Genomic DNA, 12,743 nt, shown 5'->3' on the forward strand with positions numbered 1-12,743 from the left:
CGGGGCGCCCGGGGCACCCTACGAGAGTAGGCGCTCCGACTGGGCGCACGCCGACGGTCTCGGCGCACGCCGACGGTCTCGGCGCACGCCGACAGTCTCAGCGCACCTCGACAAACGCGGCAGCGTCCCGCTCGGGCCGGACCCCGGGCTCCGCCGCCGCATGCCCCACGGCCACGGCCCCCATCGGATCCCACCCCTCCGGCAGCCCCAGCACGTCCCGTACGACCTCGCGGCAGAACATCGTCGAGGACACCCACGCGGACCCCAGCCGCTCCCCGGCGAGCGCGACGAGGAAGTTCTGCACCCCCGCGCCGACCGCGACCACGAACATCTCCCGCTCGGCCCCGTCACGCCGCGGATCGCCGTAGGTGTGGGACCCGTCCATCACCAGACACGGCACCACGAGATACGGCGCCTTGCGCAGCACGTCCCCGCGCCGCACCCGCTTGGCGATCGACTCCTCCGACTTGCCGTCCCGCCGCAGATCCGCGATCCACGCGTCCCGCATGGCGTCGAGCAGCCGCGTACGCGACTCCTCGGACTCCAGGAGCACGAACCGCCACGGAGTGGTGTGATGCGGCGCGGGAGCGGTCACCGCCGCGGCCACGGCCCGCCGGACCGCCCCCGGATCGACCGCCTCGTCGGTGAAGGCCCGTACGGTACGCCGCTGGGTCACCGCCTCCCGTACGGCCTCCGACGTGCCGAGCCGGAACATGTCGTCGCGCGCGCCCCGCACCATCGCCCGCGCCCCCTCCCCGTCGTCCTCGGCCACCACATGGTGCAGTCCGCGCACGACGGCGACGGGCAGCCCGGAGACCTTGCCCTTGACCAGGTCACCGGCGGCGGCGAGCTCGTCGGCGGTGGCGACGACGGTGGCGCTCAGCGGATTGCCGTGCGCGTCCGTGCCACCGCGCAGATCGTCCAGCACCCGTACGCCCGCGGCCCCGATGGCGACATCGGTGAGCCCGGTGCGCCAGGGCCGTCCGAAGGTGTCGGTGATCACGACCCCGACATCGACCCCGAGGGTGTCCCGCAGCCCGTCCCGGATCGCCCGCGCGGACGCGTCCGGCTCCTCGGGCAGCAACAGGACGGTTCCGGCGGGGGTGTTGGAGGCGTCGACCCCGGCGGCGGCCATCACGAGACCCTGCCGGTTCTCGACGATCCGCAGCGTTCCGCGGCGCGCCACGACCCGTACGGTCTCGGCGTCGATGGCGGTCTCCCGGTCGGTGGCCTCGACCGAGCGCCCCTCGGCCTTGGAGACGATCTTCGAGGTGACGAGAAGAATGTCCCCGTCGGCCAGCCCCGGCTCGGCGACGGCGATCAGCTTGGCGAGGTCGTCGCCCTGCCGAACCTCGGGCAGCCCGGGCAACGCCCAGACCCGGTAGCCGGAACCGGAACCGGAAGCCGAACCCGCTGCGGACCCCGAATGCGAGGCGGCACCTGCAGCGGTCCCCGCAGCGACACCCGCCGCGGACCCCGGATCCGCCCCCGAGGGCGTGCCCTCGTCGTCCATGACCTCTTCCCCCGGAGGGAGCTGTCCGCTCAAGACCCCCGCACCTCCTCCGCCAGCGCCAGCGCCTCGCGTGCCATCTGCGTGGCGGCGTCGAGGTCGGACATCATCAGTGGTACGGCCCGGCAGCGGATGCCCGCCGCCGCCACGCGCTCGGCGGCGGACGCGTCCACCGTGTCGACGAGCCAGCCGTCGAGGAGCCCCGAGCCGTAGTGCTCGGCGACCGCCGCGGCGGTCGATTCGACGCCGACGGCCGCCAGCACCTTGTCGGCCATGCCCCGCACGGGCGCGTCCCCGACGATGGGGGAGAGGCCGACCACGGGCACGCCCGCTTCGGCGATGGCCTCCCGGATACCGGGTACGGCGAGGATGGTGCCGATGGACACGACCGGGTTGGACGGCGGGAAGAGGATCACGTCCGCCTCCGCGATGGCTTCGAGCACCCCGGGCGCCGGCTTGGCCTGGTCGGCGCCGACCGGCACCACGGCCTCGGCCGGCACGGAGGCCCGCAGCCGCACCCAGTACTCCTGGAAGTGGACCACCTTGCGCTCGCCGTCGCCCGCGGCGGAGCCGCTGCCGGGCAGGGTGACGGCGACATGCGTCTCGACGCGGTCGTCGGACATGGGGATCAGTCTCACGCCCGGCTTCCACCGGTCGCACAGGGCTTCGGTCACCGCGCTGAGCGGATAGCCCGCGCTCAGCATCTGCGTCCGCACGATGTGCGTCGCGAAGTCGCGGTCGCCGAGCCCGAACCACTCGGGTCCGACGCCGTACGCCGCGAGCTCCTCCTTGAGGTGGAAGGTCTCGTCGGTCCGACCCCAGCCCTGTTCCTCGTTGATACCGCCGCCGAGCGTGTACATCACCGTGTCGAGGTCCGGGCAGACCTTCAGCCCGAAGAGGTGGATGTCGTCGCCGGTGTTGCCGATGACCGTGATGTCCGCGTCCGGCACGGCCTGCTGGAGACCACGCAGGAACCGGGCACCGCCGATACCGCCTGCCAGAACCACAATGCGCATGGTGTTCAGTCTGGCAGGCAGGTACGACAACGCGTGAGCCGGTTACTGGACCTCGGCGACCTCGGCGACGGCGCACCGTGCCGAGTGCATCGGCATCTCGGTGAGCCCCGGGTAGTAGACGTGCAGGCTCACGGCGGGTTCGAGGGAGTCGTTGACGACTTCGTGGACGTACCCCGGCGCGAACACCCGCTGCGAACGTGCCCCCAACGCGCGTGTGTCGCGCTCCGTGCGCTCGGTCAGTGCGCCCTCCAGGACGGTGAGTACGCCGGAGGAGCCGCCGTGGTCGTGCAGTCCGCTGCCCTGTCCGGGCACCCAGGACAGCAGCCACACCTCGTAGCCGGGCCCGGTGCGCAGCCGGTGGTACCAGCGCGAGGTGGCGTCGTACCGGACGAGGTGCGCCCACTGGGAGCGGTCGGCGGCGATGGAGCGGGCGAGGCCGACGAACTCGGCCACGGTGGCGGGGTGCTCGCGCGGCGGCTGGAGCAGGTGCGGTACTTCGAGGATGTCGCCGGCGATCTGGAGGTCGCTGTCGCTGTTCATGGGGTGCGGGGGTTCCTCGGCAGAAGAGTGCTGGGGTGTCGCGGGGCCATGTCCGCCCGGGTCGCGGACGGGAGAGGGTGCCCTGGTGCGGGCGGTCGCCCCGGAAGCGGGGCGGGGATTCGCCTCAGTGGCGGCGAGGCAGCCGGAGCGCGGTAGGGCTCAACAGCTGGGACAGCAACAACAGCTACAGCGAGCGCGGGCAGCACCGTGGGACCCGGCGGTGCGGGTCGAGGTGGGTGCCAAGTTCGCGAGCATGCCCACAAGAACATCGGTTCACACCACGACTGTCAACTTCGTGTCCGCTATGTGAGAGATGTTTCACCTCATCCGGTTCATCTGTGTGGCGAAAGGTTTGTTCTGGAGCCGCCCCGGACACATGGCGCACAACCGGGCGCACAAACCTCGATGCGATCCTGTGATCCAAATGTGATCCGCTTCGCTTCGGTGTCCCACGTCGGAACGAGATCGAACTTCTGGGCGTCATTCCCAGTGGCGGGTCGGAGCTCCGGTCGTGCCCTTTGAGGCTGTCAGGGTTTATGCCGATTTGAACACTTTCCGCATAGCCTTGGTTCCGCAGAGTGAATAAGGGGCCCAATAGCAGATCTCGGCTTGACTGGCCCGGATCGGCACACTTGTAATTTCACTCGTGTCGTTCAGCCGAAATCGGGAACGGCAGCATCACGGGGACGTGAAAGACAGACGAGGGGCGCACATGACCGAGCTGGTGCAGCAACTGCTGGTCGACGACGCGGACGAGGAACTCGGCTGGCAGGAGCGCGCGCTGTGCGCCCAGACCGACCCCGAGTCCTTCTTTCCCGAGAAGGGCGGCTCCACCCGCGAGGCCAAGAAGGTCTGTCTCGCCTGTGAGGTCCGCTCCGAGTGCCTGGAATACGCGCTCGCCAACGACGAGCGGTTCGGCATCTGGGGCGGTCTGTCCGAGCGGGAACGCCGCAGGCTGAAGAAGGCCGCCGTCTGACGGACGGCACACACCCCTCCGTACCGATAACGACAGCTGAGAACGGCCCGTCGCATGTGGGTTATCCACAGGCGGCGGGCCGCTGTGTTGCCCAGCCGTTAGTGTGGGCCCTCGTCCGAGACGTCCCGCTGTCCCCGCCGGACACAGGCGTCCACCGCAGTCCATCGAACCGGGGCCCGTACCTCGATGTCCGTGCACAGCCATTCGGCAGTCCCACACGCCGCAGCCACTGCGTCGTTTGACCCGACGCGCCCGGCGCCGTTTGACCCGACCCGCCCACCCGAGTTTCCACGCCACGTGGTGACCGCGGTCCTCGTCGCCCACGACGGCGCCCGCTGGCTGCCCGAGGCGCTCGCCGGGCTGCTCGGCCAGGAGCGCCCCGTGCAGAACGCGGTGGCGGCCGACACCGGCAGCGCGGACGACTCCGCCCAGCTGCTCACCGACGCCCTCGGCGCCGACCGGGTGCTGCACCTCGCCCGGCGCACCGGCTTCGGCCAGGCCGTCGAGGAGGCCACCCGCGGGGCCGGCGTGCTCACCCCGGAGGACCTGCCCTACCTGAAGCGCCCCAGCGGCTGGGACCCGGTCACCCGTACGTGGCGCGACGACGCCTACGACATGCCCGAACTCCCGTACGGCGAGCCCGAACAGTGGCTCTGGCTGCTGCACGACGACTGCGCCCCCGAACCCGACGCCCTGGCCCAGATGCTCCGGGTCGTGGAGAACGAGCAGGAGCTCGGCAGGGACATCGCCGTGGTCGGCCCCAAGCTCCGCGGCTGGTACGACCGGCGCGCGCTCCTGGAGGTCGGCGTCACCATCGCCAACTCCGGCCGCCGCTGGACCGGCCTGGACCGCCGTGAGCAGGACCAGGGCCAGCACGACCATGTCCACCCCGTGCTCGCCGTGTCCACCGCCGGCATGCTGATCCGGCGCGACGTCTTCGAGGAACTCGGCGGCTTCGACCGCCGACTGCCCCTGATGCGGGACGACGTCGACCTGTGCTGGCGAGCCCAGTCCGCCGGCCACCGTGTCCTCGTCGCCCCCGAAGCGGTCGTCCGGCACGCCGAGGCGGCCTCCCGCGAGCGCCGCACCGTCGACTGCGTGGGCCGCACCGCCGCCTCCCCGCACAAGGTCGACAAGGCGGGCGCCGTCTACACCCTCCTCGTCAACGCCCGCACGGCACAGCTGCCCTGGATCCTGATCCGGCTGGTCGTCGGCACCGTGCTGCGCACCGTCGCCTACCTCGTCGGCAAGGTCCCCGGACAGGCCGTCGACGAGATCCGCGGCCTCCTGGGCACCCTGCTGCGCCCCGAGCGGATCCTCGCGGGCCGCCGCCGACGCGGTCGCCCCCAGGTCGACAAGGGCGAGCTGCGCCCGCTGTTCCCGCCGCCCGGCGCGACCGTGCGCGCCACGGTCGAGCAGGTCGCGGGCAACCTCATGGGCAGCGACGACCCCGATGCCACCACCGGCGCCGGACGGCACGGCGGCGCGGTCGAGTCCGGGCCCGGCGGCGACGACGCCGACTTCCTGGAGATCGAGCAGTTCGCCCGGCTCAAGCGCATCGCCCGCAACCCCGGCCCGATGCTCTTCCTGGTGCTGCTGTTCGTCTCCCTCCTCGCCTGCCGTGCCCTGCTCGGCAGCGGCTCGCTCGCGGGCGGCGCGCTGCTGCCCGCCCCCGCCGACGCCTCCGAGCTGTGGTCGCGCTACGTCGACGGCTGGCACCCGGTGGGCACCGGCGGCACGGAGACGGCGCCGCCGTATCTCGCGCTCGTCGCACTGCTGTCCTCCGTGCTCCTCGGCTCCACCGGACTCGCGGTCACCGTGCTCCTGGTGGCCTCCGTACCGCTGGCCGGCTTCGCCGCGTACTTCGCCTCGCGCCCCCTGGTCACCTCGCGCCTGCTGCGCGCCTGGGCGTCCGTGGTGTACGCGTTCCTGCCGGCTGCCACCGGCGCCCTCGCGGGCGGCCGCATCGGCACCGCAGTCCTCGCGATCCTGCTGCCGCTCATCGCGCGCGCCGGTATCGCCGCGAGCGGACTGGCCCATTCCTCCGGCGCGCGCGGCAGCTGGCGCGCCACCTGGGCGTACGCCCTCCTCCTGACGTTCACCACGGCCTTCACGCCGATCGTCTGGCCCATCGCACTGGTCCTCGGAATCGCCCTCCTCGGAGTGCGCCGAAAGGAAATCACCGCCTACGGGCCGCGTTTTCTGGTCCAGCTCGGCACCCCGCTGCTGGTCCTCGCCCCCTGGTCGCTGACGCTGCTCCCGTTCGGCTTCTTCGAGGAAGCCGGTATGCCGTACGGCGACAGCGCGGCCTCCGCGCTGGACCTGCTCGGCGCCAGCCCCGGCGGCCCCGGGACCGTCAGCGGACTGATGCTCGTCGGCATCGTGCTGGCGGCACTGGCCGCCCTGCTGCGCAGCGAGCGGCAGCGCGCGGTGTGGGCCGCCTGGGTCGTCGCCCTGGTGGCGCTCGTCTTCGCCGTGCTGTCCAACAAGTCGACGTGGGCAGGACCCGCCACGCTCGTCTACGGCCTCGCCCTGCTCGCCGCCGCCCTGCTCGGCGCCGACGGGGCACGCTCGCGCGTGGCCGAGCAGAGCTTCGGCTGGCGCCAGCCGGTCGCCGCGCTGATCGCGTTCGCCTCGGCCGCCGGGCCGCTGCTCGTGGCCGCGGGGTGGGTCATCGGCGGCGCCGACGGGCCCGTGGAGCGCCGTGACCCGGTGCAGGTGCCCGCGTTCGTCGCCGAGGAGAGCGGCACCCGCGACCAGGCCCGCACGCTCGTCCTCGACAGCGACTCCGGGACCCGCGTCGGCTACACCCTCGTACGCGGCTCCGGCGCCCGCATGGGCGACGGAGAACTCGCGACGGCGGCCGGTGAGAACAAGGAACTCGACAAGGTCGTCGCCAACCTCGTCGCGGGCTCCGGCGCCGACCAGGCCGACCAGCTCGGCGGCTTCGCCGTGCGCTACGTCCTGGTCCGCAAGGGCGCGCCCCGCGAGATGAGCCGCGTCCTGGACGCCACACCGGGCCTGAGCCGGCTCAGCCAGCAGGACGGCAGCGCCCTGTGGCGCCTGGACAGCCAGGTCTCGCGCGCCTCGATCGTCCCCAAGTCGGGCGAGGCGCTGTCCATCGCCGCCGGACCCGTCGCAGTGCACACCACCATCCCCTCCGGGGCAGAGGGCCGCGTCCTGCGCCTCGCCGACACCGCCGACGCGGGCTGGACGGCGACCCTGGACGGCAAGGCACTCACCCGCACCACGGTCGACGGCTGGGCACAGGGCTTCGAACTGCCCGCGAACGGCGGCAAGCTGGACGTCGCCTTCGACTCCCCGATGGGCCACACCGGCTGGCTGTGGGCACAGGGCGCGCTCGCCGTCGTCCTCGTGGTTCTTGCCCTGCCCGGGCGGCGTCGTGACGTCGACGACGACCTCCCCGAGGAGTCGGTCGTCCCGGCCCAGGACGCCACGGGCGAGGGCCGCCGCGCCCGCCGCCTGCGCGCCCAGGCCGAGGCGGAGGCGGAACAGTCCGCCCAGGACATCCAGGACGCCGACACCCTTCCTCCTTCGGAGGAGGAGGACGAGCAGGCACCCGCCTCGGTCCCGCAGCAGCCGGCGTACGGCGAGTGGGACACACCGAGCTACGCGGGCGCCGAGTACGACACCTACGGCGGCGAGCAGTACCAGGGCCAGCAGCAGTACCCGGCGGGCAGCTACGAGCAGCCGTACCAGGAAGACCCGTACCAGGCGGGCCAGTACGACCCGTACGCCTACGGGGGCACGGCACCGTACGACCCGATGCAGACGTACCACCAGGGCTACGACGCGACCGGCCAGGGCTACGAAGCGGCCTACGACCCGACGCAGCCCCCGATGCCCCCGCAGCCGCCGCACGGCACCGACAGTGAGCGCCCCGACGGGAGCCAGCAGTGAACCGCACCACCTTGTCCCTGATCGCCGGCGCGACCGCGCTGGCCGCCGTCACCGGTTTCGCCTCGTTCAACGCGCCGACCGCCTCCGGCGACAACACCCCCAGGGCGGCCGCAGAGCAGCCCGTGGAGCGCACCAGCCTGCTCTGCCCGCAGCCGAGCGTCTCCGACCTCGCGGAGACGGCGTACACGTCGTTCACGCCCGTCACCAAGGGCACGGGCGACAGCGGCAAGGCCGAACTGCAGGTCGCGACCGTGGAGTCGGCGGACTCCACGAGCGGCAAGAAGAGCGGCAAGAAGGCCGCCAAGCCCGCCGTGGAGCCCAAGGAGCCCGGCAAGCCGGCCACCGGCGACAGCTCGGGTGCCGACGCGCCGGCTCTTGTCGGCACCGCCGAGGGCAAGTTCGCGCCCGGCTGGACCGTCCAGGAGACCACCGAGGTCGCCGCGGGCACCGGCCGCGGCCTGCTCGGCACCAACTGCACCGCTCCGGACACCGAGTTCTGGTTCCCGGCCGCCAGCACCGCCGACACCCGCACCGACTATGTGCACTTGACCAACCCCGACGACTCGGCCGCCGTCGTCGACGTCGAGCTGTACGGCAAGGACGGCACCCTCAAGTCCACGGTGGGCGAGGGCATCACGGTCCAGCCGCACGCCAGCGAGCCGATCCTGTTGAGCACGCTCACCGACGCGCCGCAGACCGACCTCACTGTCCATGTGACCGTCCGCAGCGGTCGCGTGGGCGCCGCCGTCCAGGCCCTGGACGACAAGACCGGCGGCGACTGGCTGGCCGCCTCCACCGCCCCGGCGGGCAGCCTCGTCATGCCGGGCATCCCGAAGGACGCCACCGCCGTGCGCCTGGTCGCCTTCGTGCCCGGTGACCAGGACGCCGACCTGAAGGTGCGCCTCGCCTCGCCCTCCGGCCTGATCACACCGGCCGGGAACGAGACGCTGCACGTCAAGTCCGGCATGACCGCCGCGGTCGACCTCGGCGACGTCACGCGCGGCGAGGCGGGATCCCTGGTGCTCACGCCCACCGGCACCTCGGTGCCGGTCGTCGCCGCCCTGCAGGTGGTGCGCGGCAAGGGCAGCAAGCAGGAGACGGCGTTCATCCCGGCCACCGACCCGGTCTCCGCGCGCGCGACGGTCGCCGACAACAGCGCCAAGGGCACCACCCTCGCGCTGACTGCCCCCGGCCGGACCGCCCAGGTCAAGGTCACCGCGTCCGCGGGCAGCGGGGGCGGTACGGCGACGACGAAGACGTACACGATCAAGGGCGGTACGACCCAGGACGTCGACGCACCGGTGCCGGCCGGCCTCAAGGGGACGTACGCGCTGACGGTCGAGCCCGCCTCCGGAGGCCCCGTCTACGCCTCCCGGACCCTCGCCTCCACCCAGGAGGGCGTCCCCGGGTTCACGATCCAGACCCTCCCGGACGACCGCGGCACGGTGGCGGTGCCGGAGGCGGACCAGGATCTGTCGGTGCTGCTGAAGCAGTGATCGAGTGAAGCAGTGATCGCGTGAAGCGGTGATCAAGGAAAACAGGGATCAAGGAAAACAGGGATCGAGCGAAACGGTGATCGAGTGAAGCCGGGAACCGCCCGATGATCCCTTTGGGGCGATCCACCGGGCCCTCGTAGGGGTGATCCGCCCTGCCCCGGATGGGGGATCCGCCGGGTTCTCAAGGGTGATCCGGCGGCGCTCCGGGAGTGCCCGGTGACCCTCAGTCCTCGCCGTACCGAGGGTCCACCGTCTCCGGTGTCAGGCCCAGCAGCTCCGCGACCTGCTCCACGACGACCTCGTGCACCAGCGCCGCGCGCTCGTCACGGCCCTTGGTGCGGATCTCGACCGGGCGACGGTAGACGACCACGCGCGCGGGATGGCCTTCATGCGCCGGGATCGTGCCGCCCAGAGGCACCGCCTCGTCGCTCCAGCCCTCGCCGGAGCCGTCCAGGCGGGGCACTTCGAGGACCATGAAGTCGATGTCGGCGAGCTGTGGCCAGCGCCGCTCCAGGCGCTCCACGGAGTCCTGCACCAGGTCCGCGAAGACCTCGGCACGGCTCGCGGCCAGCGGCACCTGCGGGGGCGCGACGGGGCCGCGCATGCCCCTTCCGTGGCGGTCACGGCGGCGGGGCCCTGGTGCGGCGGCGCGGGGCGGTACGGGGTTGTCCATCACTGACGAAGAGTAGTCCCCACGAGGTCCGCGCGTCCGACCCCCACGCGGCTGCCCGCAGCTCCGGGCAGGAAGCCCGGTGCACCTTCCGGATGTCGCAGGATGACCATTCCAGCCAAGGTTGGGCTTGATTCCGCATCCCCCAAGACCGTCGCCCAGATGGCAATTGACATGTTTTGCACCAAGTGGTGATCGGATTCAGGTCTGTTCGGCATCCCGCCACGGGATGTCACCCCAGGTCAGGGTGTGATGTCCGCAGGCCCGTGTGGGCGGCCTCACAGCACGACACGGTGGGGTGACCTGGGGGAGAGTCGTCGCGGCCCGCTCAAGAGTGCGGTACCGTCCAACGTCGTGAGCCCCGTACGTCGCTGTTCGCGAACCGCTTGCGGCCGTCCCGCCGTCGCGACGCTGACGTACGTCTACGCCGACTCGACCGCGGTCCTCGGCCCGCTCGCCACCTACGCCGAACCCCACTGCTACGACCTGTGCGCCGAGCACTCCGAGCGCCTCACCGCGCCGCGCGGCTGGGAGGTCGTCCGGCTCGCGGATGCCTCGGCCCCCTCCCGCCCCACCGGTGACGACCTGGAAGCGCTCGCCAACGCCGTGCGCGAGGCGGCCCGGCCCCAGCAGCGCGCCGCCGAGGCCGGTGGCAGCGCGCGCTCGGCGGACCCGATGGAGGTCGCGCGCCGCGGCCATCTGCGGGTACTGCGCTCGCCGGACAACTGAGCCTCCGCGCGCAACTCCCCTCCGTCGACGCCTCTTTGACGGGCATCGTCGCGCCGTACGCGAGCGCCGGCGACCCGTGAGCCGAGGCTGTCTCCCGACCGAGGTGCTTGCGTGCGTTGCCCATGGGTGAAGGGTGGGGCTCCCCAGGTGACGGATACGCGTCCGATCAGCCGCTTCACAGCGGACTGTCAGTCAGGACGGGTAGTTTGGGGTGACCGAAGTGGACTTCTGGAGGGTTGGCCGTGACTGCTGATCTGTCGCAGCTCGTGAAGGCGTACGACGTACGCGGGGTGGTCCCGGACCAGTGGGACGAGTCGCTGGCCGAGCTGTTCGGGGCGGCCTTCGTCCAGGTGACCGGAGCGGAAGCCATCGTGATCGGGCACGACATGCGGCCCTCCTCGCCCGGCCTGTCGCGTGCCTTCGCGCGCGGGGCGGCCGCCCGTGGTGTCGACGTGACCGAAATCGGGCTGTGCTCGACGGACCAGCTGTACTACGCGTCGGGCGTGTTCGATCTGCCGGGCGCCATGTTCACGGCCTCGCACAACCCCGCCCAGTACAACGGCATCAAGATGTGCCGCGCGGGCGCCGCCCCGGTCGGTCAGGACACCGGCCTGGCCGAGATCCGCGAACTCGTCGAGTCCTGGCTCGACTCGGGCGCCCCGACCTCGGACGCCACACCGGGAACGATCACGCAGCGTGACACGTTGGAGGACTACGCGGCGTACCTCCGCTCGCTCGTCGACCTGGCCTCCATCCGCCCCCTGAAGGTCGTGGTCGACGCGGGCAACGGCATGGGCGGGCACACGGTCCCGACCGTCTTCGCCGGCCTGCCCCTCGACCTCGTCCCCATGTACTTCGAGCTGGACGGCACGTTCCCGAACCACGAGGCCAACCCGCTGGACCCGGCGAACATCGTGGACCTCCAGCAGCGCGTGCGCGAGGAGAGCGCCGACATCGGCATCGCCTTCGACGGCGACGCGGACCGCTGCTTCGTCGTCGACGAGAACGGCGACCCGGTCTCCCCGTCCGCGATCACGGCCCTGGTGGCGGCCCGCGAGCTGGGCAAGCACAGCGGCGGCACGGTCATCCACAACCTCATCACCTCCTGGTCGGTGCCCGAGGTCGTCCGGGAGCACGGCGGTACCCCGGTCCGCACCCGCGTCGGCCACTCCTTCATCAAGGCCGAGATGGCCCGCACCGGTGCGATCTTCGGCGGCGAGCACTCCGCGCACTACTACTTCCGTGACTTCTGGAACGCGGACACGGGCATGCTGGCCGCCCTCCACGTCCTCGCCGCGTTGGGCGGCCAGGACGGCCCGCTCTCCCAGCTCGTCGCCGAGTTCGACCGCTACGCCGGGTCCGGCGAGATCAACTCCACGGTCGACGACCAGGCGGCCCGCCTCGCCGCGATCAAGGTCGCGTACGAGGGGCGCGAGGGCGTCACCATCGACGAGCTCGACGGTCTGACCGTCACCGCCGAGGACTGGTGGTTCAACGTCCGGCCCTCCAACACGGAGCCCCTCCTGCGGTTGAACGCCGAGGCGAAGGACGAGGCGACGATGGCGAAGGCCCGCGACGAGGTACTGGAGATCATCAGGGGCTGAACACCCCGGGCGCGGTGCCTAACGCCTGCGGCTTGCTGACCGTTCACGCGGTTCTCCGGGGCTGCGCGGGTTTGTTCGGCTGCGGGTGGGTGGGGGTTGGCCGCGCAGTTCCCCGCGCCCCTGGGACCGGGGCTGCGCCCCGAATCCCCGGCCTACCCGGGTTGGTTTGGCCGCCGGCGGGCGCGGGCCCGCATCCTTCGGTCTGTCTGGTGTGTGGGTGGGGCCGACTCAGCCCGTCCGGCGTTTGAGGACGAGGCCGTTCAGGCCGATGCGGGGGTCCA

General features: G+C 72.0%; 9 protein-coding genes. 5 read left to right on the top strand and 4 right to left on the bottom strand.

Annotated elements, in window-relative coordinates; genetic code table 11:
• Nucleotides 1-97 precede the first annotated feature (97 nt).
• From RV986_RS31850 to RV986_RS31860, 3 genes are read right to left on the bottom strand one after another with little or no spacing between them, the layout of a single operon-like run.
• Complete coding sequence (locus RV986_RS31850) at nucleotides 98-1,513, bottom strand: coenzyme F420-0:L-glutamate ligase (protein WP_475924506.1); 1,416 nt, start codon at nucleotides 1,511-1,513, stop codon at nucleotides 98-100.
• A 29-nt stretch (nucleotides 1,514-1,542) separates the two neighbouring features.
• On the bottom strand, nucleotides 1,543-2,526 hold the full coding sequence (gene cofD, locus RV986_RS31855) for a 2-phospho-L-lactate transferase (RefSeq protein WP_475920686.1): 984 nt from the start codon (nucleotides 2,524-2,526) through the stop codon (nucleotides 1,543-1,545).
• Between the two features lie 42 nt (nucleotides 2,527-2,568).
• On the bottom strand, nucleotides 2,569-3,066 hold the full coding sequence (locus tag RV986_RS31860; RefSeq protein ID WP_475920687.1) for a cysteine dioxygenase: 498 nt from the start codon (nucleotides 3,064-3,066) through the stop codon (nucleotides 2,569-2,571).
• 712 nt (nucleotides 3,067-3,778) lie between these two features.
• Here RV986_RS31860 and RV986_RS31865 point away from each other — a divergent pair.
• From RV986_RS31865 to RV986_RS31875, 3 genes are all read left to right on the top strand, one after another.
• A complete protein-coding gene (locus tag RV986_RS31865) occupies nucleotides 3,779-4,042 on the top strand; it encodes a WhiB family transcriptional regulator (protein WP_003975777.1) in 264 nt (87 codons plus the stop codon).
• Nucleotides 4,043-4,228: 186 nt separating this feature from the next.
• Nucleotides 4,229-7,963: a glycosyltransferase family 2 protein gene (locus tag RV986_RS31870; protein WP_475920688.1), complete on the top strand. Its 3,735-nt coding sequence runs from the start codon at nucleotides 4,229-4,231 to the stop codon at nucleotides 7,961-7,963.
• Nucleotides 7,960-9,459: a DUF5719 family protein gene (locus tag RV986_RS31875; RefSeq protein ID WP_475920689.1), complete on the top strand. Its 1,500-nt coding sequence runs from the start codon at nucleotides 7,960-7,962 to the stop codon at nucleotides 9,457-9,459. The genes RV986_RS31870 and RV986_RS31875 overlap by 4 nt, the downstream gene beginning before the upstream one ends.
• Before the next feature lie 223 nt (nucleotides 9,460-9,682).
• Here RV986_RS31875 and RV986_RS31880 read toward each other — a convergent pair whose 3' ends face one another.
• Nucleotides 9,683-10,132, bottom strand: a complete 450-nt coding sequence (locus RV986_RS31880) for a metallopeptidase family protein (RefSeq protein WP_475924507.1) — start codon at nucleotides 10,130-10,132, stop codon at nucleotides 9,683-9,685.
• Nucleotides 10,133-10,483: 351 nt separating this feature from the next.
• On the opposite strand from RV986_RS31880, the gene RV986_RS31885 reads away from it, so the two are divergent.
• Both RV986_RS31885 and RV986_RS31890 read left to right on the top strand, forming a co-directional pair.
• Nucleotides 10,484-10,858, top strand: coding sequence for a DUF3499 domain-containing protein (locus RV986_RS31885; RefSeq protein ID WP_475920690.1), 375 nt, complete (start codon nucleotides 10,484-10,486; stop codon nucleotides 10,856-10,858).
• Between the two features lie 242 nt (nucleotides 10,859-11,100).
• Nucleotides 11,101-12,462 (top strand): phosphomannomutase/phosphoglucomutase, encoded by a 1,362-nt coding sequence (locus RV986_RS31890; RefSeq protein WP_475920691.1) that lies wholly within the window; start codon nucleotides 11,101-11,103, stop codon nucleotides 12,460-12,462.
• Nucleotides 12,463-12,743 lie beyond the last annotated feature (281 nt).

The sequence above is a fragment of the Streptomyces sp. RLA012 genome, assembly GCF_056270325.1.

Bases quoted from the DNA above. Each gene is read 5' to 3' on its own strand.
- RV986_RS31850 (WP_475924506.1), bottom strand. From the start codon at position 1,513: ATGGACGACGAGGGCACGCCCTCGGGGGCGGATCCGGGGTCCGCGGCG.
- cofD (WP_475920686.1), bottom strand. From the start codon at position 2,526: ATGCGCATTGTGGTTCTGGCAGGCGGTATCGGCGGTGCCCGGTTCCTG.
- RV986_RS31860 (WP_475920687.1), bottom strand. From the start codon at position 3,066: ATGAACAGCGACAGCGACCTCCAGATCGCCGGCGACATCCTCGAAGTA.
- RV986_RS31865 (WP_003975777.1), top strand. From the start codon at position 3,779: ATGACCGAGCTGGTGCAGCAACTGCTGGTCGACGACGCGGACGAGGAA.
- RV986_RS31870 (WP_475920688.1), top strand. From the start codon at position 4,229: ATGTCCGTGCACAGCCATTCGGCAGTCCCACACGCCGCAGCCACTGCG.
- RV986_RS31880 (WP_475924507.1), bottom strand. From the start codon at position 10,132: ATGGACAACCCCGTACCGCCCCGCGCCGCCGCACCAGGGCCCCGCCGC.